Source organism: Baekduia sp., assembly GCF_035685985.1.
GTDB lineage: Bacteria > Actinomycetota > Thermoleophilia > Solirubrobacterales > Solirubrobacteraceae > Baekduia.
The window spans coordinates 234,630-257,684 of the sequence record NZ_DASRZV010000017.1; the positions used below are offsets into that span (position 1 = coordinate 234,630).

The following is a 23,055-nucleotide window of genomic DNA, read 5'->3' on the forward strand; positions in this document are numbered from 1 at the left end:
CATGGCGACGACCGAAGACCGCACGGCGACCAACGGCCACGCTCCGGCCGCCTCGCGCGAGCCGATCCGCTGGGACTACGCGCCGGCGCCGGAGTCGACCGACCATGTCCGGCTGCGCGACCGCTACGGGCTGTTCGTCGGCGGGTCGTTCGTCGACGCCGACGACTACGCGCCCACGATCAACCCGGCGACCGAGGAGCCGCTGGCCGAGGTCGCGCAGGCGTCGGAGGCCGACGTCGCTCGGGCCGTCGCGGCCGCGCGGAGCGCGGCGGCGGGCTGGGCGAAGCTGCCCGGGCTGGAGCGCGGCAAGTACGTCTTCCGGATCGCGCGGCTGATCCAGGAGCGCGCGCGGGAGCTGGCGGTCGTCGAGACGTTGGACGGCGGCAAGCCGATCAAGGAGTCGCGCGACGTCGACGTCCCGCTGGCCGCGGCGCACTTCTTCTACTACGCGGGCTGGGCGGACAAGCTGGCCTACGCCTTGCCGGGGCGCTCCGTGGTCCCGCGCGGCGTCGTCGGCCAGGTCATCCCCTGGAACTTCCCGTTGCTGATGGCCGCGTGGAAGCTCGCGCCGGCGCTGGCGACCGGCAACACCGCGGTGCTCAAGCCCGCCGACACGACGCCGCTGACCGCGCTGCTGCTGGCCGAGATCATCGAGGAGGCCGACCTGCCGCCGGGCGTCGTGAACATCGTCCCGGGCGACGGGAGCGCGGGCGCCGCGCTGGTGCGCGCCGACGTCGACAAGGTCGCGTTCACCGGCTCGACCGCGGTCGGCCGCGACATCCAGGCCGCGCTGGCGGGCCAGGGCATCGGGTTGACGCTGGAGCTGGGCGGCAAGTCCGCCAACATCGTCTTCGAGGACGCCGCGCTCGACCAGGCGGTCGAGGGCATCGTCCAGGGCATCTTCTTCAACCAGGGCCACGTCTGCTGCGCGGGCTCGCGCCTGCTGGTCCAGGAGTCGGTGGCCGAGCAGGTGATCGAGAAGCTGTGGGCACGGATGGGGCACCTGCGCGTCGGCGACCCGCTGGACAAGAACACCGACGTCGGCGCGATCAACAGCGCCGCGCAGCTGGCGCGCATCGACGCGCTCGTGCAGGCCGGTGTCGAGGAGGGCGCGGGGCTGCGGCAGGTCGCGTGCGACCTGCCCGAGCGCGGCTTCTGGTTCGCCCCGGCGCTGTTCACCGAGGCCTCGCCCGCGCACCGCATCTCGCGCGAGGAGATCTTCGGCCCGGTGCTGGCGGTCACGACGTTCCGCACGCACGAGGAGGCCATCGAGAAGGCCAACAACTCGCCCTACGGCCTGGCCGCGGGGATCTGGACCGACAAGGGGTCCAAGGCCTTCCAGGTGACCTCCAAGCTCCAGGCCGGGGTCGTCTGGCAGAACACCTACAACCACTTCGACCCGACGGCGGCGTTCGGCGGGTTCAAGGAGAGCGGCTTCGGCCGCGAGGGCGGGCCGGCCGGCCTGGCGCCCTACGTCAAGGAGGCGTGAGCGATGGCGTCCACGCAGCGCAGGGCCGTGGCCAAGACCTACAAGCTGTACGTCGGCGGCGCGTTCGTGCGGTCGGAGTCCGGCCGCCACGACGAGGTCGAGGGCATCAACTACCCGCGCGGGTCGCGCAAGGACGTCCGCGACGCGGTGAAGGTGGCGCGCAAGGCGCAGGCGGGCTGGGCGGGCAAGACCGCCTACAACCGCGGGCAGGTGCTCTACCGCGCGGCCGAGGCGCTGGAGTCCCGCGCGCGGGAGTTCGAGGGCGACGTCGCCGACGCGGTCGACGCGTTGGTGCACTACGCCGGCTGGACCGACAAGCTGCACGCGGTGCTCGGCGGCGTCAACCCGGTCGCCGCGCCGTTCCTGTCGATCTCGACGCCCGAGCCGACCGGCGTCGTTGCCGTGCTGTGCGCCAAGCGCGACCCGCTGGCGCGCGTGGTCGAGGCGATCGCCGCGCCGCTGGCCGCCGGCAACGCGGTCGTCGTCGCGCTGCCGCAGGACGACCCGCTGCCGGGCCTGGACCTCGGCGAGGTGCTCGGCGTGTCCGACGTCCCCGGCGGCGTGGTGAACCTGATCTCCGGCCGCCAGGCCGAGCTGGTCCCGGCGCTGGCCTCCCACCGCGACGTCAACGCGATCGTCGACCTCACCGGCGACGCCGAGCTGGCCGCCCAGGTCGACGTCTTCGCGAGCGAGACGCTCAAGCGCGTCGTGCGCGGCGACGGCGGCTCGTCGCTGGCGCGCCTCCAGGCGCTGACCGAGCTGCGCACGGCCTGGCACCCGGTTGGGGCGTAGCGTCGCGCTCTACCCGTCCTCGCAGGCCTCCGACTCGGGCGTGCCCGGGATGTCCGGGTCGGCGTAGCGGACGGCGAGCGGGGCACGGGCCTGGTCGACGGTCACGCCCCAGCGCCGGAGCGTGCCGCGGCGGGCGACGCGCTGGGGGGAGGCGCAGCCGTTGCGGAACGCGCGCTGCCAGGTGAACGTGCCGTCGGCCGCGGCGGTGAGGCCGCCGAAGCCGGCGGCCGAGCCCTCGCCGACGGCCTGGCCGCCGTCGAGGTCGCGCAACCCCTTGGGGTCGAGCTTCAAGGACGAGGACGTGCCTCCGCGCCGCACGACGACCCCGGCCTGGGGGTCGACCCAGGCCGTCGTCGCGCCGTAGCTCGCGATCTCGGCGACCGGCTGGGCGGGGAGCGTCGTGGGCGGGAGGTCGAGCACGCGGCCGATGATGCCGCGTGCCCGATCGCCTTCCGGTAAGCAGCCCACGGACCGGAGGTGCGGCTACCGCGCCCTGGGGCGATCCCTAGCGCGCCCCGACGCCGACGCGCGCCAGCAGGCGGGCGGGGGAGAGCGCCGGGATCCGCACGCCGCGCATGACGACCAGCACGACGCTCAGCCCGAGGGCCAGGAGGATCGCCGAGCCGGTCAGCGCCGAGCCCACGCCCTGCGCCAGCGCGTGGGACGCGTCGCCGCCCGCGCCGCGCTGCGCCGAGGCGAACACGGTCACGAGGATCCCGAGCCCGAGCGAGCCGCCGAGCTGCTGGGCGACGTTGACGACGCCCGAGGCGGCGCCCGCGTCCTCGGGCGCGACGCCCGCGATGCCCGCGCCGGTCAGCGGCGTCAGCGCCATGCCCATGCCGGTGCCCAGCAGGGCCAGCGGCAGCGCGATCCCGGGGAAGAACGCGGTGCCGTCGCCGAGGCGGCTCAGCCAGAACATGCCGGTCAGCGCGATCGACAGGCCGGCGATCAGCACCGCCGTCGAGCCGATGCGCGCGGTCAGCCGCGGGACGACCTGGACCATCGAGAACATCACCGCGGTCATCGGCAGGAACGCCAGGCCGGCCTGGAGCGGGTTGTAGTGCAACACGCCCTGGAGGAACTGGGTCATGAAGAAGAACGAGGAGAACATCGCGCCGACGACGAGCAGGCGGGCGACGTAGGCGCCCGAGCGCTCGCGGCTGGCGAACAGCCGCAGCGGCGTGATCGGCTGCTCGGCGCGCAGCTCGTTCAGGATGAAGGACACCAACAAGACGGCGCCCGCGGCGAACGACGCGACCGTGATCGCGTCGCCCCAGCCGTCGGAGGCGGCGTGGACGAAGCCGTAGACCAGCGCGACCATGCCGAGCGTCGAGGTGACGGCGCCGGTGAGGTCGAAGGCGCCGGGCCGGCGCTCGGTCTCGGGCAGGTGGCGCGGCGCCAGGTACATGACCGTGAGGCCGACCGGCACGTTGACGAACATGCCCCAGCGCCAGCTGACCCAGTCGGTCAGCATGCCGCCGAGGACGAGTCCGGCGCTGCCGCCGCCGCCCGCGACCGCCGAGTACCAGGCCAGCGCGCGGGTGCGCTCGGTGCCCTCGCGGAAGGTCGTGGTCAGCAGCGCGAGCGTCGACGGGGCCGCGAACGCGGCGCCGACGCCCTGCAGCGCGCGGGTCGTCAGCAGCCAGGTCGCCGACTGCGCCAGCCCGGCCAGCAGCGAGGCGAACGTGAACAGCGCGATGCCCGCCAGGAACGTGCGACGACGACCGAGGATGTCGCCGGCGCGGGCGCCGAGGAGGAGCAGGCCGCCGAAGGTCAACGCGTAGGCGTTCTGGACCCAGGTCAGGCCCGCGGAGGAGAAGTGCAGGGCGGAGTGGATGTCGGGGAGCGCGGTGATGATCACCGAGATGTCGAGGACGATCATCAGGTAGGCCGCGAGGATGAGGCCCAGCACGAGGTTGCCGCTGGGCGCGTGCGTGTCCGACCGGCGTGCGGAGGCACGCCGGAGCGTGGGGAACGACATGGGGAGAGGTGCTCCTTGAGGTCTTGCGGGAGGGCGCTAAACTGGAGGCGTCCTCCGATTTAGGCGGAGGATGCCTCCGCTTCTAGGAGGATGATAGCGGAGGGTGCCTCCGATTTGCAAGAGGAGGATGATGCATCCGATGTCCGACAGCACGATCGCCCCGCCCGGCCAGGTCACCGGCTTCGCGCAGCGCCCGAAGCGCGCCGACGCGCGCCGCAACTACGAGAAGCTGCTGCGGGCCGCCGGCGACGCCTTCGAGCAGGACGGCACCGCCGCGTCCCTGGAGGACATCGCGCGCCGCGCCGAGGTCGGCATCGGCACGCTGTACCGCCACTTCCCGACGCGCCAGGCGCTGCTGGAGGCCGTCTACGTCGACGAGGTCGAGGAGATGTCGGCCAAGGCCGGGCAGCTCGACGACCTCGACCCGTGGGACGCGCTGGTCACCTGGCTGCGCCAGTTCGTCCGCTACGCGGCGACCAAGCGCGCGTTGATGGAGGAGATGGCCAACGCGGTCGACGCCGACGCGCCGGTCTTCGCCGCCTGCCGCACCGCGATCACCTCCGCGGGCGACATGCTCCTGCGCCGCGCCCAGGAGGCCGGCGAGGCGCGCGAGGACACCAACTTCTCCGACGTCGGCCGCATGGTCTCGGGCATCGCCGGGATCCGCGCCGCCGACCCGGGTCAGATCGAGCGCATCCTCGACATGGCGCTCGACGGGCTGCGGGCCGGGCCCGGCTAGGCGGTCGTCACCCGGCGGGCGACGTCGAGCGCGACGCGGTCGCCGAAGGCCGTCGTCAGCACGGTGACGCCGAACGGCGCGCCGTCGGCGCGGCCCGCGGGCACGGCGACGGCGGCCATGTCGAACAGGTTGGAGAACGTGGTGTAGAGGCCCAGGCGGCGGCTGGTGCCGACCGGGTCGGCGGCGACCGCCTCCAGCGTCGGCTGCGCGGTCGTGGTCGGCAGCAGGAGCGCGTCGGCGCCCGCGTCGCGCAGCGCGTCCAGCGCGCGGGCCTTCAGCGCGTCGGCCCGCTCGGCGTCGGCCAGGTACTGCGTGGCCGTCAGGTCGCCGGCCGCGCGGACGATCGCGCCGACCGTCGGGTCGACCGCGTCGGGGTGCGCGTCGACGAACTCGCCGACGGCGGCGTAGCGGTCGGCCACCAGCGCGCCGTCGTCGACCAGCCGGCCGGCCTCCAGGAACGGCGCGAGGTCGAGGTCGACGAGGTGCGCGCCCGTGTCCTCCAGGCGCGCGGCGGCCGCGGCGAACGCGGCGCGGGCCGCGTCGGTCAGCGCGGGCAGCCGCTCGGCGCCGGGCACGGCGACGCGCGGGGCGGACGGCGCCCCCGCGGGCGCGTCGGGCGGCCACGCGCGCGACAGCGGGTCCTCGGGATCCGGGCCGGCCATGAGCGCGATCGCCGCGGCGGCGCGCTCGAGCCCCGGCGCGAGGATCGTCACGCAGTCCAGGCCGCGCAGCGCCGGCACGGCGCCGCGCGCCGACACGATCCCGCGCGTGGCCTTGATCGCGACGACGCCGCCGAACGCGGCGGGCACGCGGCCGGAGCCGTCGGCGTCGGTGCCGACCGCGAGGTCCACCAGCCCGAGCGCGACCGCGACCGCGCTGCCCGCCGCCGCGCCGCCGGCGGCGCGCTCGTCCCGGACGGCATCGCGCACCGCGCCGTGGGGCGAGCGCGTCCCGGTCAGCCCGATCGCGAACTGGTCGAGGTTCGTCTTGCCGACGACGATCGCGCCCGCGTCGACCAGGCGCTGGACCGCGGGCGCGGTCCGCGACGGCGTGGACGCGTAGGCCGGGCACGCGGCGGTGGTCGGCAGGCCCGCGACGTCGACGGTGTCGATCACCGCGACCGTCGCGCCCAGCAGCGGGCGCGCCGCGCGGGCGGCGTCGTCCAGCGCGTCGAGCGCCGCGGCGTCGGCGAGCGCGTCGGCCTCCGCGCGCAGCGTGATCCAGACCTCGGGCCGGTCGGCGTCGGCGATCCGCGCGTAGGCGGAGCGGACGCGCTCGGTCGCGGTCACGCGGCCACCCTCTCGGCGGGGTCGATCGAGGTGTCGGTCTGCATCGCGTCGAGCGTCGGGTGGCGATCGCTCGCGGGCACCGTATCGCCTGGACGGCGGATGTCGATGGCGCACTTCACAGTTCTGCGCGTCCGTGTGACGAAAGACGGTGCGCTCGTGCATGACGAGCGCGTGGCCGGGCACACCACCGCCATGGCGCCTCAGCCCGGACGCTGGGCGGTGCTGGCGACCGCGGAGCAGATCGCCAGGCTGCGCAGCGAGGTCACCGACTACGCCCAGCAGGTGGGCGTGCCCGACGGACGCCTCGGGGACGTCCGCCTCGCCGTCAGCGAGGCGGCCACCAACGCGGTCCTGCACGCCTACCGCGACCGGCCGCCGGGCGAGATCCGCGTCGACGCGCGGGTGACGGACGACGGCTGCCTGCGGATCGTCGTCGAGGACGACGGCTTCGGCCCGCTGCCGCGCCCCGACTCGCCCGGCCTCGGCCTCGGGCTGCCGACGATCGCCTCGGTCGCCGACGCCGTCGAGCTGAGCGCGGGCTCCGCCGCCGGCGCGCGGCTGTCGATGATGTTCTTGACCGGCGGCGGCTAGCCCACGATCCGCCGCACGGCCACCGGCGCGAGCACCACCGTCACCACGACCCGCAGGGTCCAGCAGCGAGACCGAGGTCGTGACGGTCAGCAGCACCGCCAGGCCGAAGCAGGCCAGAGCAACGCCACCATGCTGATCAGGACCGGGACGAGCAGCCGCCCCCACCACCGGGACGGCCACGATCGCCCCGGCCCGTTGCCGCGGCCCGCGCCCGGGAACGTCAGCGCATCACGTCCGCGTGCAGAGGACCTGGAAGACGGACAGGAAGCCCGTCTCGAAGCCACGGCGCGCGGTGCGCAGGTAGAGCCGCCAGACGCGGACGCGCTCCTCGCCGCCCAGCTCGATCGCGCGCGGCAGGTTGGCGTCGAAGTTGTCGGCCCAGTGCTTGAGCGTCTCGGCGTAGTCCATGCGGAAGCCCTCGACGTGCGTGGGCTCCAAGCCGCCGCGCTCCATCGCCGCGAGGATCCGCGACACGTGCAGCGGGGCGCCGTCGGGGAACACGTAGCGCTCGGAGAACGGGCCGGCCTCGGGGTCGGACCAGCGCAGGCGCCCGATGCCGTGGTTGAGCAGGCGGCCGCCCGGCTTGAGGAAGTTCCGCAGCGCGACGGCGTAGTTGTCGATGTTGCCCGACCCGACGTGCTCGACCATGCCGATCGAGGAGATCGCGTCGAACGGCTCGGCGCGCAGCTCGCGCCAGTCCATCACCTTGATGTCGACCTGGTCGCCGACGCCGGCCTCCCGCGCCCGCTGGCGCGCCAGCTCGGCCTGCGGCTCGGACAGCGTGATGCCGGTGACGTGGACGCCGTGCTCCTTGGCCGCGTGGATCGCGAACGCGCCCCAGCCGCAGCCGACGTCCAGCACGCGCTCGCCGGGCTGGAGGTTGAGCTTGGTGCAGACCAGCTCGCGCTTGGTCCACTGCGCCTCCTCGAGCGTCTTGGCGCCGCGCGAGAAGATCGCGCACGAGTAGGTCATCGACGGGTCCAGGAACTGCGCGAAGTACTCGTTGGAGACGTCGTAGTGGTGGCGGACGGCGGCCTTGTCGCGCTCGATGCTGTGACGGCGACCCTGCGGGATCAGCTCGGCCTTCGGCGGCTTGGGCGGCGCGACGACGCCGGTCGCGCGCGCCGCGGCGGCGGCGAGCTTGAGCTTCTGCTTGGTGTCGAGCGCCGGCGGCTTCCACTGGTCGAGCACGTCGATGGCGGCGTCGATGTCATCGACGTCCAGGGCGCCCGACACGTACGCGCGGCCGATGCCGAGCTGGCCGGGCGCGCGCAGCACGTGGGCGAGCGCGAGCGGCGAGGTGACGCGGAACGTGGTCAGCGAGTCGCCGTTGGTCGCGGGCAACGTGCTGCCGTCCCAGAACGCGATGTCGAAGGGTCGTTCCGGGAGCGCGCGTGCCAGCTCCTCGCGGAACGGGGCGGGACGAGAGAAGGCCATGACCCAGAACCTAGCCCAAACCGTTCGCTGAGCAACGACCTGTCGCGTTTGGCCGAGGCGTCGCCCGCGGAAACCCCAGGCGCATGACGCGCAGGTTCCTGTCGGGGGTGGCCGCGGCGGTCGCGCTGATCGCGGCGGTCGCGGGCTGTGGCCAGGACGAGGGGGCGGGCGGCGGCGCCACGACGGCGGCCCGTCCGACGGCGCCCGCGGGGCCGGGCACGACCGCGGCGGTCGGCTCGGTCGAGGTCATCGCCCAGAACCTGCCGGCGCCGTGGGGGCTGGCCTTCCTGCCCGACGGCAACGCGCTGGTCGGCGAGCGCGACACGGGCCGGATCGTGGAGATCCCCGCCGGCGGCGGGTCGGCCAAGATCGTCATGAGGATCCCGGGCGTCGTGCACGACGCCGGCGGCGAGGACGGGCTGCTCGGGCTGGCCGTCTCCCCGCGCTACGACGTCGACAAGTTGGTGTACGCCTACTACACGACCGCGCGCGACAACCGGATCGTGCGCTTCAAGCTCGGCGGCGCCATCCACCCGATCCTGACCGGCCTGCGCAAGGGCGTCATCCACAACGGCGGGCGGATCGCCTTCGGGCCCGACCGCAAGCTGTACGCCGGCGTGGGGGAGACCGGCACGCCGGGCCTCGCGCAGGACATGCGCTCGCGCAACGGCAAGATCCTGCGGATGGATCCCGACGGCTCGGACGTCCAGATCTGGTCCTCCGGCCACCGCAACGTCGAGGGCCTGGCCTGGGACTCGGCCGGGCGCCTGTGGGCGTCGGAGTTCGGCCAGGACCGGTGGGACGAGCTGAACCTGATCCACCACGGCGACAACGGCGGCTGGCCGGTCGTCGAGGGCTTCGGCTCGACGCACGGCGGCAAGTACACCAACCCGAAGCTGGTGTGGCCGACCGACGAGGCGTCGCCGTCGGGCATCGCGATCGTGGGCAACATCCTGTACATGGGCGCGCTGCGGGGCCAGGCCGTCCTGCGCGTGCGCCTGGACGGCACGTCGGCCAGAAAGCTCTCGCCGATCGTCACCGGACGCGGCCGCATCCGGACCGTCGTGCGCGCGCCCGACGGCTCGATCTGGGTGACGACGTCCAACACCGACGGGCGCGGGACCCCGCGGCCGGGCGACGACAAGATCCTGCGCGTGCAGGTGTAGGGGTCGCTAGGCGACCGGCCGCAGGTGCCGGTAGGGCTCCTCGCCGCGCAGCGCGCGGATGACGCCGTCGACGACGTTCTCGCCGTCGATGCGCTTGCCGTCGGTGACGGCGGAGATGATCCCGCGCTTGCGCTCGATGAGCGTGGCCATCGTCTCGTCGATCGTGTTGGCGGCCAGCAGGTACCAGGCGGTGACCGCGTCGCGCTGGCCGATGCGGTGGCAGCGGTCCTCGGCCTGGTCGTGCAGCGCGGGCGTCCACTCCAGCTCCAGGAACGCGACGTTCGAGGCCCGCGTCAGCGTGATGCCCTGGGACGCGACGCGCGTGGCGCAGACGATCAGCTGCGGGCCGTCGGGGTTCTGGAAGGCCTGCACGGAGGCCTCGCGGTCCTGCAGCGAGTCGCGCCCGAAGAGGTGCAGCGCGTCGGGGAAGCGCTCCAGCACCGCCTCCTGGACCTCGCGGTGGCGGGCGAAGACGACCAGCGGCTCGCCGGAGGCCAGGAAGTCGTGGATCCACGCCAGCGCCGCGTTGAGCTTGCCGCGCGCGGCCAGGCGCTGCAGCGCGCCGAGCTGCGCCAGGCGCTCCGCGCGCAGCGTGGCGGCGATCTTGGCGTTGAGGTCGCCCAGCTCCAGCGGCTGGGTGCGCAGCCACTCGACGACGTCGCGCTCGGCGACGCGGTACTCGCGCTCGTTGTCCAGCGACACGGGCACGATCGTCTGGCGCTTGGCCGGCAGCTGCGGCAGCACCTCGCTCTTGAGCCGGCGCACGAAGCACGACTTGCGCAGGTGCCAGTGCAGGCGCTCCTCGGTCAGCACGCCCTGGAACTGGCGGCTGAAGCGCGCGCCGCTGCCGAACTCGTCCAGCCGCCCGATGATCCGCAGCTGCGAGATCAGCTCCTCGGGGTGGTTGAGCACCGGCGTGCCGGTCAGCGCGACGCGCAGCCCGCCGCGCGTGACGCTCTCGGCCAGCTTGCGCACGGCCTGCGTGCGCTTGGCCCGCGGGTTCTTGCAGTAGTGGCTCTCGTCGACGACCATCGCCGCGGGGCGCAGGCGCGCGAGCGTCTCGTAGTGCTTGCCGACGACCTCGTAGTTGACGATCGTGATGTCGCCGGTCTTGGGGACCGCGACGCCGCCCTCGACGACCTCGACGGTCCGGTGCGGCAGCCAGCGCCCGGCCTCGCGCAGCCAGTTGAGCTTCAGCGACGCGGGGCAGACGACGATCGCCGGGTAGGCGTCGTCGGCCTCCAGCGCGGCCAGCGCCTGGACGGTCTTGCCCAGGCCCTGCTCGTCGCTCAGGAACACGCGGCGCGCGTCCAGCACGTAGCGCACGCCCGCCCACTGGAACGGCTGCAGCTCGCCGCCGAGGCGCGCGGCGGCCTCGGCCAGCGGCTCGGCCTCGGTGGCCTTGGACCTGCGGATCTGCGCCTGGGCCTCGGCGGCCTCCTCGCGCAGGTCCTCCAGCGCGGACTCGGCGGGCGCGTCGATCGCCACGCCGTGCGTGGCCAGGAAGCCGTCGAGGTGGTGGATGACCCACGGGTCCAGCGGCAGCGAGCGGCCGCCGTCGCCGGCGCCGGGAAGGCGCTCGAACGCGTCGCCGATCGTCGGGTCCCAGAGCGTCTCCAGGACGAACGACTCGCCCTCGGAGCTGTTGAGGACGGAGAGGCGCGCGGGCGGCGCCTCGTCGCCGACCAGCAGCGCCTGCACGCAGCGCGTCGCGGAGGCGTCGAGCTTGGCGCCGCGCGCCTCGTCGATCGCCTCGGCGCCGGCGCGCGTCAGCGGCGCCAGCAGCATGCCGTCGACCTCGATCGACCCCTCCAACAACGCCTCGGGCACGGTCCCGGCGCGGGTGTCGAGCACCCACCAGCCCTGGCCGTCGTAGCGCGTCGTGCGCACGCGTCCGACCCAGCGCTCGCCGACGCCGCGCAGCCAGATGTCGACCTGCGTCGACGCCGTCAGCTTCGGGAAGCGCTTGAGGACCTCGGCGACGTGGACGGCCGCCCAGTCGTCGACCGGCGCCCACCACTCGCGCGTGTCCCAGTCGAAGCGCCGGTGCGGGATCTGCCGGACGACCGCGACGATGTGCGGGTCGTAGGGAAAGCCGAGGACCACGATCGGCTTGCCGTCGGGCCCCCGGCGCAGGTCGACGTTGGGGTCCCCGGAGGCCAGTTGCACTTCCTTAAGGCTAGTGCGTGCGTCAGCTGGGCAGGGATGAGCCCGCGAAGGCGAAGAACCAGATCCCGAAGAGCACCAGCGCGCAGCTGACCGAGACGGCCATGACCTGCTCCAGGACGCCGCGGTCGTTGGTGCGGCCGCGCTCGGCGCGCATCGACTTGTTCCAGCTGCGGGCCTCGCGCTTGTCGCCGATCCGGCCGGTCAGCCGCATGTGCGTGCGGTTGACCTTGCCCAGGCCCTTGCCGATGACCACCGCGGTCAGCGCCATCCCGGCGAGCACGAGCACGTAGGGGCCGAGCGACGGCTGGCTGGAGCTGGTCATCCGCGACGCGATCCACAGCCAGGCGACCGGCGAGATCACCCACATGACGACCGAGCCGATCGCCATCACCGCGACGAGGAACGCGGCCTCGGCGCGGGCGGTGGTCGACGGGGCGGAGGGGGCGGACGGAGCCGACGGTCCGGCGGGACTGCTCATGACCTCCCCCTTCTACCCCATTTCAGGTCAGGGGAGCGCGATCAGGTCCCCGGGGCGCTGGCGATGCGGCCGCCGCGGCGGAAGCGCGCCGCGCGCTCATCGCCCTTGCGCGCGGGCTCGGCGGGCGGGGCGGTGCCGTCGCCGTCGGAGCCGGTGCGCGCCACGCGGGCCACGCCCCACGCCAGCGACGTCATGAAGACGATCGCGAGGGCGAGCACGACCAGGCAGGCGGCGGTCCACAGCCAGCCGGGGATGTCGTCCTTGCGCTCGCGCTGTAGGAGCCGGTGGTCGGCGACGAACGCGCGGGTGAACTCCGGCGTGGCCGGGACCAGCTTGGCGCCCGGGATCGCGGAGTCCTCGGGCATGTAGATCGGCACGCCCATCACCGAGCGCCCGTTCTGCACGCGCAGGACGGTCTTCCAGTCGCCGTAGACCGGCGCCGGGACGCGGAACCTGTAGACGCCCTCGCCGACGCGCTGCAGGCGGTCGACCTTCATGCCGCCGTTCTGCCACGAGGTGACCGTGACCCAGGCCGCCTTGTCGGCGGTGTCGCGCGGGTTGAGCGTGACGGTGCCGACGACGTGCCGATGGGCGGGATCCCCGCCGTCGTCCTGGAGGCGGACGGTCGCGGTCTGGCCGTCGGGCTGCGACGTGACGAGGCCGTTGGCGGTGAGGCCCGCGATCGCGGCGAAGGCGGCGATCGCCGCGGTGCGGGCGACCGCCCGCGAGGGCAGCTGGAAGCGCAGGCCGGCGCCGAGCAGGCCGCCGAGCACGCCGCCCGCGGTGCCCGCGATCGCGGCGCAGATCAGGGCCTCGGGCATGATGCCGTCGTTCCAGGGCAGCGGGAACATCTCCTTGACCCAGACCCACTCGGCCGCGAAGCCGACCGTGCCGCAGAGCAGGCCGCCGACGACGCCCAGCGTGAGCGGGCGGTCGCGGCCGACGGCCAGCGCCACGCCCTCGACGCACAGCGCCTCGACGAGGTAGAGCGGCAGCGTCGGCGAGGACTCGCCGAAGACGTCGCCGACGATCAGCGCGATGAGGCCGCGGACGACGAGGAACATGATCGCGGTGGCCAGCGCGCCGCCCTTGCCGATCCAGATCCGCCCGGCGGTCAGCGCCAGGCCGGCGGCCAGCGCGATCAGCATCGGGTGGAAGACCATGCGGAACTGCGGGACGCCGAAGTCGAACTCGCCCTGGAAGGTCGAGAGGCCGATGAGCAGGCCGCCCATGAGGCCGACGCGGCGGATCGACGTGAAGAGCTGGGTGTCGGTCAGGCGGTCGGCGCGGATGCCGCGGTAGCGCAGGCCCTCGGCGAGCAGGATCGCCTGGCCGATGAGCGTGAGGCCGGCGCCGCCGAAGAGCATCAGGTGCGTCGGGCCCCAGAGCGTGACGTCCTGGCCGAAGAGCCGGTGCCACATGTCGTCCAGCGGGAAGCCGAGCAGCGCGAAGCCGCCGCAGGCCGCGGTCAGCACGCCGCCGACGGGCACGTACCAGTCGCGCGTGATGCGGATCGCGGCCGGGCCCGGCTTCTCCTCGGGCAGCGCGAGCGCGAGGCAGCCGGAGGCGAAGACGCCGTAGAGGCCGACGAGGATCAGGTAGTGCGCGGGGTTGGCCAGCGGGCCGGGGTCGCGCCCCTGGTCGATGTGCAGCGAGATGTCCCAGTACATGCCCAGGAGGGCGACGAGCAGGGAGCCGCCGCCGACGGCCAGCGGCAGCGCCGCCCAGCCGGGCAGGCCGGTGGCGCGCTCGGCGACCTGCGCGAGGCGCCGCAGGGGCGTGTCCTTGCCCGGATGCTTGCGATAGCCCAGGATCCCGACCATCAGCACCGCCGTCGCGATCCCGGCCATGCCGGTCGCGATGGCGACCTGATCGAGCGCTGCTCCTCCCGCGGGCTCCGACGCCGCGACGACGTGCGAAAGTGCCATGGGGTCATGTTACACCGATCCATGTCACATCAAACGCGGTAGGATCGACGTGTGTCCGATGTCACGGAGGCACCTGAGCGCGCTCTCGACGATGGAGACCTGACCATCGATGAGCTGGCCCAGCGCACGGGCATGACCGTGAGGAACATCCGGGCCCACCAGTCCCGTGGCCTGCTGCCGCCGCCCGAGGTGCGGGGGCGCACCGGCTACTACGGGCCCGAGCATCTCGCGCGGATCGAGCTGATCCGCGAGATGCAGGGGCAGGGCTTCAACCTGGAGGCGATCCGCCGCCTGGTCGAGGCCGCCCCGGGATCCTCCGAGGAGCCGCTGCGGTTCCTGCGCGCGGTCGCCGAGCCCTACACCGAGGAGCAGCCGGAGGTCCTGACCGGCGGCGACCTGGCCGAGCGCTGGGGGTCGACCGACGTCGGGCTGCTGGAGCGCGCGGTCAAGTTGGGGCTGTTGCGGCCGTTGGGCGACGGGTCGTTCGAGGACGTCACGCCGCGGCTGACCGCGGCGGGCAAGGAGCTGGAGCGCCTGGGCGTCCCGGCCGGCGTCGCGATGGACCTGGCGGCGACGATCCGCAAGCACGCCGACGGCGTCGCGCGGGCGTACGTGAAGCTCTTCGTCGAGCAGGTCTGGAAGCCGTTCGAGGCGGCGGGCGCGCCGGAGGAGCGGTGGCCCGAGGTCCGCGACGCGCTGGAGCGGCTGCGGCCGCTGGCCGCCGAGTCGCTGCTGGCGATCTTCGCGGTCGCGATGGCCGACGAGTCCGAGCAGGCCTTCGGCCGGGAGATCGAGCGGCTGCAGCGGCGGCGCGGCGGCAAGGGCGGCGGGGGGAAGGGCGGCGGCAAGGGCGGCGGGGGGAAGGGCGGCAAGGGCTAGGACGCGGCGGCTTCGGCCGGCGCCTCGCGGGCGTGGGCCCGCGCGGCCTGCGCGAACGCGGCGATCACCGGCGAGAGCGGCTCGCCGTCCAGCGCGCCGATCTGGACGTGGAAGAGCGTCGCCATGACGAACGGCTCGCCGTCGGGGACCTCGAGGGCGACCGGGCCGACGCCGTCGGCGTGCGCGGCGATGACGCCGCCGGCGCGGGCGATGCGGTCGGCCGCGTCCGGGCGCGGCGCGTAGCCGCAGAAGAACAGGCCCGCGAACGGCTCGACGCCGAGCAGCGACGCCAGCATGGTGCCGGGCACCGGCGTGACCGGCCGCCACTCGCCGTCGACGCGGCACGGCAGCGGGGCGACCAGCGGCGCGGCGGCGTCCGGCGTCGACTCGCCGTGGTCGCCCAGGTCCAGGCCCGCGAGCGCGAGCAAGATGTACTGGAACCCGCCGCACGTGCCGAGCAGCGGCACGCGCTCCGCGCGAGCGCGCGCGATCGCCGCCATCACGGCGTCGTCGTCGCGGTACGGACTGCCGGGCGCGATCCACAGCCCGTCGCCGAGGTCGTCGAGCGGCGTGTCGGTCGGCGCCCATCGCGCGTCGATCCCTTCGGGCAGCAGGGCCAGCGTCGCGTCGAGCGCGCGGTGGGTGATCCAGTCGGGGTTGCGGTCGCCGAGGACGGTGATGGTGGTCATGCCTTCCATGACGCTCGCGGCGAGCCGGACCGGACATCGCGCCGGTCGCGCGCAGGCGGGCGACGTCGACCCGGACCTGCGCAGCCTGGCGGCCGAGCAGGCCGAGACCGGAACCCTCAACTGGCTCGCAACGGTCGGCTTGCTCTATCAAGAGCAGCAGCTCCGCAACCAGCGGCTCGCGCACCGGCTGACCCGCCTGTTCGCCACGCTGGCCGTCGTCACGACTGGTCAGTCGCTGTTGTGGATCGTCGCGATCGGCGTACGGTGACCGGCATGGAACCCAAGCGCAGGCTGAGGGACATGACGCCGGAGGAGCTTCGTGGGATGACGGCGGAGGAGGCGTTCGCCACCTTCGACCTCGAGAAGATCTTCCTGACCGAGCACGGCGGCCCGTGGTCGCCCAAGCCCTTCGGCCCGCGCGTGTACGAGCGCTGGCGCCGTCGCTTCTTCCGCCTGCTGCACCTCCTCCACCTCCGTCGGGAGGGCGAGATCGGCGCGGAGGCCTAGCAGACTTCGTCGCCGCGCGGCACGATCCGCAGCTGCGACGGCGAGATCACGCGGACGACGACGTGCGCCGGGCGCGTCGGCGCGCCGAGCGTGAGGAAGTCGCGCACGCGGCCGGCGTGGCCGCAGAAGGGGCAGGCCAGGTCGGTCGCGGGGGACAGCCGTCCGGACGGGGAGACCGGGGCGTCGCAGGCGGGGCAGGCGAGGGTGCCGACGGCCAGCGTGGACGTGCGGCTGACGTGGCGGATCTCGTCGGGGCCGGAGAGGCCCCCGATCCGCTCGGACCCGTCGTCGGGACCGCCCATGCGCCGGAATAGGCTCACCCCGACGAGTGTAGGCCGCGTCGGCGGCCGTGGGGCTACGCGGCCTTGACCGCCGGCCGGTCGCCGGTCGCGACGTCGGCGGCGTGCGCGTGCTGGGCGATCGCCCCGATGATCTGGCCCCAGGCGTCCTTGGGCAGGTCGTGGCCCATGCCGGGGATCGTGATGAGCTTGGCGCCGTCGATCGCCTTGGCGGTCGCGCGGCCGCCGGACGGCGCCACGAGCTTGTCGGCCTCGCCGTGGATCACCAGCGTCGGGGCCTGGACGCCGCGCAGCTCGCGGCGGCGGTCCCCGGAGGCGATGATCGCGCCGAGCTGGCGGGCGGTGCCGGCGGGCGACGCGCCGCGGTCGAAGCTCAGCTCGATCATCGCGCGCAGCTCGAGGTCGTCGCGCTCGAAGCCGGGCGACCCGATCGTCGTCCACGTCTTCATCCCGCGCTCGACGAACCCGTCGCGGTCGGCGGGCGAGGACCCCAGCAGCACGGGGTAGGTCTTCAGCGCCGGCTGGCCGCTGAAGCGCGCGCCGGTGTTGGACATGATCGACGTCAGCGACCGCACCCGCGACGGGTGCCGCGCCGCGACGGTCTGGGCGATCATGCCGCCCATCGAGACGCCGACGACGTGCGCGCGCTCGATCTCCAGGGCGTCCATCAGCCCGACCGTGTCGAGCGCCAGGTCGGCCAGCTTGTAGGCCGGGCGCGGGATCCGGCGCAGCGCGATCTCGTGCAGCTTGGGCACCGGGGCGCCGTCCAGCCGCGTCGAGCGGCCGGTGTCGCGGTTGTCGAACCGCACGACGAAGAACCCGTGGCCCGCGAGCTGCTCGCAGAAGCGGGTGTCCCACCCGATCATCTGCGTGCCGAGCCCCATCACCAGGACGACGGCGGGATCGGCGGCGTCGCCGAACGTCTCGTGGCAGAGGGTGATCCCGTTGCCGACCTCGGCGAAGCGCTCGTCCATCCCCCGATGGTACCGCGCCGTACCAGCCCGGCCAACCGGCGTCGCGGCGCTCACGCGGCCAGCGTCAGCTGGCCGTCGTCGTCCCCGTCCCGCGTGGCGATGTCGCCCAGCTCGCGCGCCAGCGGCACGAACAGCGCGACCAGCTCGGGGTCGAAGTGGCGTCCGGACTGGGCGGCGATCTCGTTCAGCGCGTCCTCCAGCGTCCACGCCGCCTTGTACGGGCGCCGCGACCGCAGCGCGTCGAAGACGTCGCAGATCGCCACGATCCGCCCGGCGATCGGGATCTCCTCGCCGGCCAGCCCGCGCGGGTAGCCGGAGCCGTCCCAGCGCTCGTGGTGCGTGCGCGCGATCTCCTCGCCCAGCCGCACCAGCGGCGACGGCGACCCCGACAGCATCGACGCCCCGATCTCGGCGTGGGTCTTCATGATCGCCCACTCCTCGGGGTCGAGCTTGCCGGGCTTGAGCAGCACGCGGTCCGGCACGCCGATCTTGCCGACGTCGTGCAGGACCGCCGCGTGGCGCAGCGTCTCGGCCGCGGTCGCCGACCAGCCGGCCGCCAGCGCCAGGCGCTCGCTCAGCCGGCCGATCCGCTCGACGTGCTCGCCGGTGTCCTCGTCGCGCCACTCGGCCGCGCGCGCCAGGCGCGCCACGACCTCCAGCTGCGTCTCGTGCAGCTCGGCCGTGCGCTCCCGCACCGCCTGCTCGAGCACCGCGTTGTGCCGCGACACGCGCCGGCGCTCGCGGCGCTCGGTCAGGTACGACGCGGTGACGGTCCCGACCGCGCTCAGCGCCAGCGCCGCCAGCGGCGGCACGACCGCCACGACCCAGCCCGCGCGGAACGCCAGGTACGCCGCGCCCAGGAACGCGAGCGCCGCGACCGGCGCGGTCAGCACCGACAGCGTGCGCAGCCGCAGCGCCGCCGCGGCCGGAGCCAAGGCCATCAACAAGATCGTCAGCGCGCCGACCCAGCCCGGCGCCGAGCGCAGCGGCAGGTCGTGCAGCACGGTCCACAGCGCGTTGGCCTGGACCTCGGGGCCGGACATCAGCTCGTCGTGGACGGTCGGCGTCGGGTGGACGTCCTGACCGGTCGGCGCCACCATGCCGACGACCACGACCTTGCCGCGGATCGCCGACGCCGGCACGCGGCCCTCGCGCACGTCGGAGAACGACAGCTCGGGGATCGTGCCGGGCGGGCCGCGGTAGTCGATCCACGCGCCGCCCCGCTCGAAGGCCCGGACGTCGACGCGATGCCCGAGCGACTCCGCCGCGGCGACCGCGATCGTCGGCACGCCGTCGGCCGACGGCTCCACGCGCGCGATCTCGCCGCCGCCGAGGATCGGGAACGACGCCATCGCCGCCCGCGCTCCGACCGCCGCGACGTGGTCGTCGCCGCCGAAGACGTTCGTCCCGCCGTGCCCGTCGGTCTCGGTCGTCGCCAGGACCGTGCCCGGGAAGCGGCCGACCGCGTCGAAGAGCGCGCGGTCCTGCGTGGGCGTGGTCTGCTCGGTGAACTGGACGTCGTAGACGACCCGGCGCGCGCCGAGGCGGCGCAGCTCGTCGAGCACCTGCGCGTGCCACGAGCGCGGGTAGGGCCAGCCGTGCCGGCCGGCGTAGTCCGACAGCGTCGCGTCGTCGACGCCGACGACCACCAGGTCGCTCGGCGCGTGCGCGGGGCGCAGGTGGAAGCGCCAGGCGACCGTCGTCTCCTCCAGCGACCGCGAGACGCCCGTCGCCCAGAGGCCCAGGCCGCAGGCGGCGGCCAGCAGCCCGGCCAGCAGGACGGCGCGGGCGTGCGATCCGGACCGGGGGAGGGCGGACACGGTCGGCCGCTCGCTACGGCGCGACCCGCGCGCGGTATCGGTGGCCCGCGCGGACGCGGATCGTGCGGCCGGTGCGCAGGTCGTGGACGTCGACCGCGCCGGCGGCGACGCGCGTGAGCGTCCCCGAGCAGGTGTCCTGGGTCAGCCAGCGGGTGCCGCGGACGGTCGCGACCGAGCCGCGGCCGTGGGTCTGGAAGCGCCCGTGGTCGTCGGCGCCCCACAGCGAGCGCGACGGCTTCTTCTTCTTGGGCTTGGCCTTGACCTTGGCGGCGACGGCGCCGGCGCGCGCGACGCGCCCGCCGCGCGGGCAGACGCCGAAGTCGCCGCCCCGCAGCACGAGCCGCGTGAGCCCGCGGTGGGCCGCGCTCTGGCGCACCTCGAAGCGCCCGCCCCAGAAGCGGCCGGTCTGGGTGGCGCCCTTGCGGTCCAGCGCGGTGGTCAGCTCGACGGTGCCGGCGCGCGCGTCGATGACCGTCCCGGTCGGGACCGCCTTGGCGGACCTGAGGTCGACCGGCGTGCCGCCGGGGCCGGTCGCGGTGACCTTGCCCTGGACGGTCGCGGCGGCCAGCGTCTTGCCCAGCACCGGCGTGACCGCCGCGGTGGCCTCGCCGCGCGGCACGTTGGCGGCGGGGTCGGTGCTCGGCGGGGTGTCGACGTCGTCGTCGCCGGCGTCGGAGCCGGCGCCCGTGGTGGAGCCCGAGCCGGACGGGGTGCGGTCGTCGCCGGTGGTCTTGCCGGTGTGCGACGAGGTGGTGGTGGTCGTGGTGGGCGTCGTCGTCGGCGTGGTGGTGGTCGGCGCCGAGGACGTCGGCGTGTCGCCGGTGCCCGAGCCGTTCGAGCCGCCGTTGTCGTCGTCGGTGCCCGGCGTCGTGCCACCGCCGGGGGCGGTCCCCGGCGTCGTCGTGCCGTCGTCCCCCGACGTGGCCTTGGACGTCTTGAACGTCACGTCGGCGCCGTAGGCCGTCGTCAGGCCGCTGGCCGCCACGGCGCGCACGTGGTAGGTCGTGTCCGGCGTCAGGCCGGTGAGCGGGAGCGACAGCGTCTCCTTGACGCCGATCAGCGAGCTCGACAGGGCGCTGCTGGTGGAGCCGTAGCCGGTGGTCGTCCCGTACTGCCAGTAGACCGACGCGCCCAGCACCGAGACCGTGACCTCGGCGCTGACCGTCGCCGAGCGGGCCGCGACGTCCTTGGGGCTCTTGGTCGTGACGCCCAGGGTCAGCAGCGCGCCCGCCGGGCCCGGCACGAGGAGGGCCGCGACGACGGCGACGACCGCGCCCAAGAGGGCAGCGCTGACCTTCCGTGGCGTGCGCACGTCCAGGTGATCGCCTCCTGACGCCGCGAGCGCCAGGGCTCCTGGACGGACGTCCTACGCCGCGCGCGCCTCGTTCTCGCGCAGGAACGCCTCCAGCCGCTCGCGCCCGTCGTCGGCCACCGGCGCGCCGTGGGCGAAGAGCAGCGCGTCGAAGTCCTGGTCCAGCAGGCGCGTCAGCGCCGCCGTCAGCCCGCGCTTGACCGCCTCGGGGTCGTCGCCCATCAGGACGTCCGGGACGAACGCGAGCCCGCCGTCGCCGTCGCGGATCAGCGCGTCGGCGAACAGCAGCGCGCCCGGGCCGGCCGCGATCCGGAACGCGGTGTCCTCCGGCGTGAGCGCGCCGACCTCCAGCGCCACGACGCCGTCGGCGACCCGGTCGCCGAACTCGAACGGCTGGACGTCGGGCCCGCCGTCGGCGAACTCGTGCAGCCCGGAGCGGTGCGCGCGGATCGGGCAGTCGAAGCGCTCGGCGAAGGCCGTCGCGTGGCGCAGGTGGTGGCGGTTGGAGAGCAGGACGACCTCCGGTCGCCCATGGCGGGCGATCTCCTCCAGGCCACCGTCCTCGGGCACGCGCGGGTCGAACAGCGCGCAGCCCTCGACGTAGAAGTGCGAGTGCACCGGCCGGCCGATGCCCTCGTGGAACGTCGTCCAGTGCAGGACGCCGGGAAGGACCTCATCCATGGGCGACGCCATACCCCAGGCGCGCCGACCTACACCAGGTCCTCGCGGACGACCGCGCGTCGCGCCCGCGGCAGCCACAGCGCCAGCGCGCTGCCCGACCACGGGCGCCGGTGCGGCGGCGTGGCCCGGTCCTCGGGCCGGGTGCCGCGCCCGCGGAAGCGGCGCGAGGCGCCGTGGTCGGCGCGGCCGTCGCGGTGCGCGCCCGCGTCGGGCACGGTCAGCAGCCGCCGGCCCTCGATCGTCGCGCGGCGCGCGAGGTCGGTGACGGCGGCGGTGCCGCGCAGCTCGGGGTCGAAGCCGCCGAGGTCGAGGAAGCCGGCGCGGCGGAAGACGGCCAGCCCGGTGGCGGCCCGCGGCGCGGCCCAGAGCGCGTCGTGGTCGTCCTCCAGCGCCGTCGTCAGCGCGCGCAGCGTGCCGGGATCCGGCCGCGTGGCGGCGTCGATCAGCGCGACGTGGACGCCGGTCGCCTCGGCCATCGCGAGGTCGGCCGCGGCGGTGGTGCCGAGGCGGCGCGGCAGCGTGAGGATCGTGCGGCGGGCGCGGACGTGGTGGTCGGCGAGCGCCGCGCGGGCGGCGCGCGCGGTGGTGGCCGGCGCGCCGTCGTCGACCACGAGCACGCCGCCGCACCACTCCTCGGAGAGGTCGGCGGCCAGCGCGGCCTGGAGCGCCGCGAGCTGCCACGGCGCCTGGCGGGAGACGACGACCGCGACGTCGAGCAGGTCGAGCGGGTCATGCGTCGCCCCCGCGCGCCGTGACGGGCGAAGGCGTCCTTCGAGGTGCGGTGTCACGTCCAGACAGCGTTGCCGGAACGCGCGCGTCCCTAACTACGAAGGGCGCAGGACGAGGCGGAGGGTCAGGTTCGGTGCGCGGTGAAGGTCGGCGCGCGGGTCGGCGAGGCGGCGGCCCTCGACCCGCAGCTCGAGGCGGTCGCGGTCGTCGCCGAACGGCCACGGGTCCAAGGTGTAGGACTCGCTCGCGCTCGCGCTCGCGTCGCCGTCGGCCCGCGCCAGCCTGAAGCCGCCGGCCTCGTAGGGCAGGCGCGCCTGGCACAGCGCGAGCGACAGCCCGTCCCAGATCGCCAGCAGCGCCTGGTTGCGCCGCAGCTCCTCCTCGGTCGCGCCGACCTCGGCCGCCAGCGCGCGCTGCAGCTCGCGCTGGCCGGTCAGGTAGTCCTCGACCGCGCGCGCGATCTCCGGGTCGTCGGTCCTGGGCGGGAAGCGCTCGTAGAGGCCGGTCCCGTGCAAGGACACCAACAACGCCGCGTAGCGCGACTGCGTCAGGACCTTGCGCGGCGCGGCGGTCCACAGCGCCAGGTGCGTCCGCCGGTCCAGCTCGTAGAACTGGACCGGCAGGCCGCTGTCGGGATGGCGCTCGGGATCGAGGTCCCACTCGGCCATCCCGACGTCGTGCTGCAGCGCCCCGAGGCAGACCTCCTCGAACGGCTCCGGGCGCGGCACCCACGCCCGGGCGAGCTGCCCCGACAGCCAGGCGTGCGACGCCTGGCCGATCGCGAGGTGGCCGTCGCCGTCGGGGCGGACGATCACCGGCGGTCGGTGTCGTCCTCGTCGAGCTCGGAGACGCGCTCCTCGTCGGCCTCGGCGTCGACGGCGGTCTGCTCGTCGGACTCGGCCTCCGGCGTGAACGCGTCGCCGATCGGGTCGGCGCGGCCGCCGCCGTGGCTGGCGTTCTCGACCAGCGCGTCCTCGGCGGCCTCGAAGCCCTCGGCCTCGCCGCCGCCCGCCTCGTAGACGGCCTCGAAGGCCTCGTCGCCGTGGGCGTCGTCCAGACGCGGCCCGCCGATGCCGGCGGCCTCGCGCGCGGCGGCGGCCTCCTCG

23 protein-coding genes and 1 pseudogene are annotated in these 23,055 nt (G+C 74.7%); 8 read left to right on the plus strand and 16 right to left on the minus strand.

Features of this window, described 5'->3' with window-relative positions; translation table 11 throughout:
• Position 1: 1 nt before the first annotated feature.
• The gene (locus VFG42_RS10105; RefSeq protein ID WP_324907917.1) at positions 2-1,489 is read left to right on the plus strand and encodes an aldehyde dehydrogenase family protein; all 1,488 of its coding nucleotides are present in this window, start codon (positions 2-4) and stop codon (positions 1,487-1,489) included.
• A 3-nt stretch (positions 1,490-1,492) separates the two neighbouring features.
• Complete coding sequence (locus VFG42_RS10110) at positions 1,493-2,281, plus strand: aldehyde dehydrogenase family protein (protein ID WP_324907919.1); 789 nt, start codon at positions 1,493-1,495, stop codon at positions 2,279-2,281.
• A gap of 9 nt (positions 2,282-2,290) precedes the next feature.
• Here the strand turns inward: VFG42_RS10110 and VFG42_RS10115 are convergent, their stop codons facing one another.
• Together VFG42_RS10115 and VFG42_RS10120 are read right to left on the minus strand one after the other, a co-directional pair.
• Positions 2,291-2,701: a hypothetical protein gene (locus VFG42_RS10115; protein WP_324907921.1), complete on the minus strand. Its 411-nt coding sequence runs from the start codon at positions 2,699-2,701 to the stop codon at positions 2,291-2,293.
• Between the two features lie 85 nt (positions 2,702-2,786).
• Positions 2,787-4,262, minus strand: coding sequence for an MFS transporter (locus VFG42_RS10120; protein ID WP_324907923.1), 1,476 nt, complete (start codon positions 4,260-4,262; stop codon positions 2,787-2,789).
• A gap of 139 nt (positions 4,263-4,401) precedes the next feature.
• Here VFG42_RS10120 and VFG42_RS10125 point away from each other — a divergent pair, with 139 nt between their 5' ends.
• Complete coding sequence (locus VFG42_RS10125) at positions 4,402-5,001, plus strand: TetR/AcrR family transcriptional regulator (protein ID WP_324907925.1); 600 nt, start codon at positions 4,402-4,404, stop codon at positions 4,999-5,001.
• Here the strand turns inward: VFG42_RS10125 and VFG42_RS10130 are convergent.
• Positions 4,998-6,290, minus strand: a complete 1,293-nt coding sequence (locus tag VFG42_RS10130; RefSeq protein ID WP_324907927.1) for an allophanate hydrolase — start codon at positions 6,288-6,290, stop codon at positions 4,998-5,000. The genes VFG42_RS10125 and VFG42_RS10130 overlap by 4 nt on opposite strands.
• A 156-nt stretch (positions 6,291-6,446) precedes the next feature.
• Between VFG42_RS10130 and VFG42_RS10135 the strand changes: the two genes are divergently transcribed.
• Positions 6,447-6,881, plus strand: coding sequence for an ATP-binding protein (locus VFG42_RS10135; RefSeq protein WP_324907929.1), 435 nt, complete (start codon positions 6,447-6,449; stop codon positions 6,879-6,881).
• A gap of 228 nt (positions 6,882-7,109) precedes the next feature.
• Here the strand turns inward: VFG42_RS10135 and VFG42_RS10140 are convergent, their stop codons facing one another.
• Complete coding sequence (locus tag VFG42_RS10140) at positions 7,110-8,318, minus strand: cyclopropane-fatty-acyl-phospholipid synthase family protein (RefSeq protein WP_324907931.1); 1,209 nt, start codon at positions 8,316-8,318, stop codon at positions 7,110-7,112.
• Between the two features lie 83 nt (positions 8,319-8,401).
• Here VFG42_RS10140 and VFG42_RS10145 point away from each other — a divergent pair, with 83 nt between their 5' ends.
• Positions 8,402-9,484: a PQQ-dependent sugar dehydrogenase gene (locus tag VFG42_RS10145; RefSeq protein ID WP_324907933.1), complete on the plus strand. Its 1,083-nt coding sequence runs from the start codon at positions 8,402-8,404 to the stop codon at positions 9,482-9,484.
• A 6-nt stretch (positions 9,485-9,490) separates the two neighbouring features.
• On the opposite strand, the gene VFG42_RS10150 is transcribed toward VFG42_RS10145, so the two are convergent.
• From VFG42_RS10150 to VFG42_RS10160, 3 genes are read right to left on the minus strand one after another with little or no spacing between them, the layout of a single operon-like run.
• A complete protein-coding gene (locus VFG42_RS10150; protein ID WP_324907935.1) occupies positions 9,491-11,653 on the minus strand; it encodes a DEAD/DEAH box helicase in 2,163 nt (720 codons plus the stop codon).
• Between the two features lie 22 nt (positions 11,654-11,675).
• On the minus strand, positions 11,676-12,131 hold the full coding sequence (locus VFG42_RS10155; RefSeq protein ID WP_324907937.1) for a hypothetical protein: 456 nt from the start codon (positions 12,129-12,131) through the stop codon (positions 11,676-11,678).
• A gap of 41 nt (positions 12,132-12,172) precedes the next feature.
• On the minus strand, positions 12,173-14,059 hold the full coding sequence (locus VFG42_RS10160; RefSeq protein WP_324907939.1) for a hypothetical protein: 1,887 nt from the start codon (positions 14,057-14,059) through the stop codon (positions 12,173-12,175).
• A gap of 51 nt (positions 14,060-14,110) precedes the next feature.
• Between VFG42_RS10160 and VFG42_RS10165 the strand changes: the two genes are divergently transcribed.
• A complete protein-coding gene (locus tag VFG42_RS10165; RefSeq protein WP_324907941.1) occupies positions 14,111-14,938 on the plus strand; it encodes a MerR family transcriptional regulator in 828 nt (275 codons plus the stop codon).
• Here VFG42_RS10165 and VFG42_RS10170 read toward each other — a convergent pair.
• Positions 14,935-15,627 (minus strand): hypothetical protein, encoded by a 693-nt coding sequence (locus tag VFG42_RS10170; protein WP_324907943.1) that lies wholly within the window; start codon positions 15,625-15,627, stop codon positions 14,935-14,937. The two genes, VFG42_RS10165 and VFG42_RS10170, sit on opposite strands and share 4 nt — an antisense overlap.
• Here VFG42_RS10170 and VFG42_RS10175 point away from each other — a divergent pair.
• Together VFG42_RS10175 and VFG42_RS10180 are read left to right on the plus strand one after the other, a co-directional pair.
• Positions 15,626-15,895 carry a hypothetical protein gene (locus VFG42_RS10175; RefSeq protein ID WP_324907946.1) on the plus strand — a complete coding sequence of 90 codons (270 nt, stop codon included), beginning with the start codon at positions 15,626-15,628 and terminating at the stop codon, positions 15,893-15,895. The two genes, VFG42_RS10170 and VFG42_RS10175, sit on opposite strands and share 2 nt — an antisense overlap.
• A gap of 5 nt (positions 15,896-15,900) precedes the next feature.
• Positions 15,901-16,134 carry a hypothetical protein gene (locus VFG42_RS10180; protein ID WP_324907948.1) on the plus strand — a complete coding sequence of 78 codons (234 nt, stop codon included), beginning with the start codon at positions 15,901-15,903 and terminating at the stop codon, positions 16,132-16,134.
• Here VFG42_RS10180 and VFG42_RS10185 read toward each other — a convergent pair.
• The 8 genes and pseudogenes from VFG42_RS10185 to VFG42_RS10220 all read right to left on the minus strand — a co-directional run.
• Positions 16,131-16,436 carry a hypothetical protein gene (locus VFG42_RS10185; protein ID WP_324907950.1) on the minus strand — a complete coding sequence of 102 codons (306 nt, stop codon included), beginning with the start codon at positions 16,434-16,436 and terminating at the stop codon, positions 16,131-16,133. The genes VFG42_RS10180 and VFG42_RS10185 overlap by 4 nt on opposite strands.
• A 53-nt stretch (positions 16,437-16,489) precedes the next feature.
• Positions 16,490-17,407: an alpha/beta hydrolase gene (locus VFG42_RS10190; protein WP_324907952.1), complete on the minus strand. Its 918-nt coding sequence runs from the start codon at positions 17,405-17,407 to the stop codon at positions 16,490-16,492.
• Between the two features lie 50 nt (positions 17,408-17,457).
• Complete coding sequence (locus VFG42_RS10195) at positions 17,458-19,227, minus strand: HD domain-containing phosphohydrolase (protein WP_324907955.1); 1,770 nt, start codon at positions 19,225-19,227, stop codon at positions 17,458-17,460.
• A 13-nt stretch (positions 19,228-19,240) separates the two neighbouring features.
• Positions 19,241-20,539: a hypothetical protein gene (locus tag VFG42_RS10200; protein WP_324907957.1), complete on the minus strand. Its 1,299-nt coding sequence runs from the start codon at positions 20,537-20,539 to the stop codon at positions 19,241-19,243.
• Between the two features lie 54 nt (positions 20,540-20,593).
• On the minus strand, positions 20,594-21,220 hold the full coding sequence (locus tag VFG42_RS10205; protein ID WP_324907959.1) for a hypothetical protein: 627 nt from the start codon (positions 21,218-21,220) through the stop codon (positions 20,594-20,596).
• Positions 21,221-21,249: 29 nt separating this feature from the next.
• Positions 21,250-22,008, minus strand: a complete 759-nt coding sequence (locus VFG42_RS10210) for a glycosyltransferase (RefSeq protein ID WP_324907961.1) — start codon at positions 22,006-22,008, stop codon at positions 21,250-21,252.
• 36 nt (positions 22,009-22,044) lie between these two features.
• Complete coding sequence (locus VFG42_RS10215) at positions 22,045-22,764, minus strand: DUF3891 family protein (RefSeq protein ID WP_324907963.1); 720 nt, start codon at positions 22,762-22,764, stop codon at positions 22,045-22,047.
• Positions 22,761-23,055, minus strand: a pseudogene (locus VFG42_RS10220) (hypothetical protein); the annotation flags it as partial. The pseudogene VFG42_RS10220 and the gene VFG42_RS10215, both read right to left, overlap by 4 nt.

Coding starts and splice junctions, on each gene's coding strand:
- VFG42_RS10120 (WP_324907923.1), bottom strand. CDS start 4,262: ATGTCGTTCCCCACGCTCCGGCGTGCCTCCGCACGCCGGTCGGACACG.
- VFG42_RS10180 (WP_324907948.1), top strand. CDS start 15,901: ATGGAACCCAAGCGCAGGCTGAGGGACATGACGCCGGAGGAGCTTCGT.
- VFG42_RS10125 (WP_324907925.1), top strand. CDS start 4,402: ATGTCCGACAGCACGATCGCCCCGCCCGGCCAGGTCACCGGCTTCGCG.
- VFG42_RS10185 (WP_324907950.1), bottom strand. CDS start 16,436: ATGGGCGGTCCCGACGACGGGTCCGAGCGGATCGGGGGCCTCTCCGGC.
- VFG42_RS10140 (WP_324907931.1), bottom strand. CDS start 8,318: ATGGCCTTCTCTCGTCCCGCCCCGTTCCGCGAGGAGCTGGCACGCGCG.
- VFG42_RS10205 (WP_324907959.1), bottom strand. CDS start 21,220: ATGGATGAGGTCCTTCCCGGCGTCCTGCACTGGACGACGTTCCACGAG.
- VFG42_RS10160 (WP_324907939.1), bottom strand. CDS start 14,059: ATGGCACTTTCGCACGTCGTCGCGGCGTCGGAGCCCGCGGGAGGAGCA.
- VFG42_RS10190 (WP_324907952.1), bottom strand. CDS start 17,407: ATGGACGAGCGCTTCGCCGAGGTCGGCAACGGGATCACCCTCTGCCAC.
- VFG42_RS10105 (WP_324907917.1), top strand. CDS start 2: ATGGCGACGACCGAAGACCGCACGGCGACCAACGGCCACGCTCCGGCC.
- VFG42_RS10145 (WP_324907933.1), top strand. CDS start 8,402: ATGACGCGCAGGTTCCTGTCGGGGGTGGCCGCGGCGGTCGCGCTGATC.
- VFG42_RS10110 (WP_324907919.1), top strand. CDS start 1,493: ATGGCGTCCACGCAGCGCAGGGCCGTGGCCAAGACCTACAAGCTGTAC.
- VFG42_RS10155 (WP_324907937.1), bottom strand. CDS start 12,131: ATGAGCAGTCCCGCCGGACCGTCGGCTCCGTCCGCCCCCTCCGCCCCG.
- VFG42_RS10170 (WP_324907943.1), bottom strand. CDS start 15,627: ATGACCACCATCACCGTCCTCGGCGACCGCAACCCCGACTGGATCACC.
- VFG42_RS10175 (WP_324907946.1), top strand. CDS start 15,626: ATGCCTTCCATGACGCTCGCGGCGAGCCGGACCGGACATCGCGCCGGT.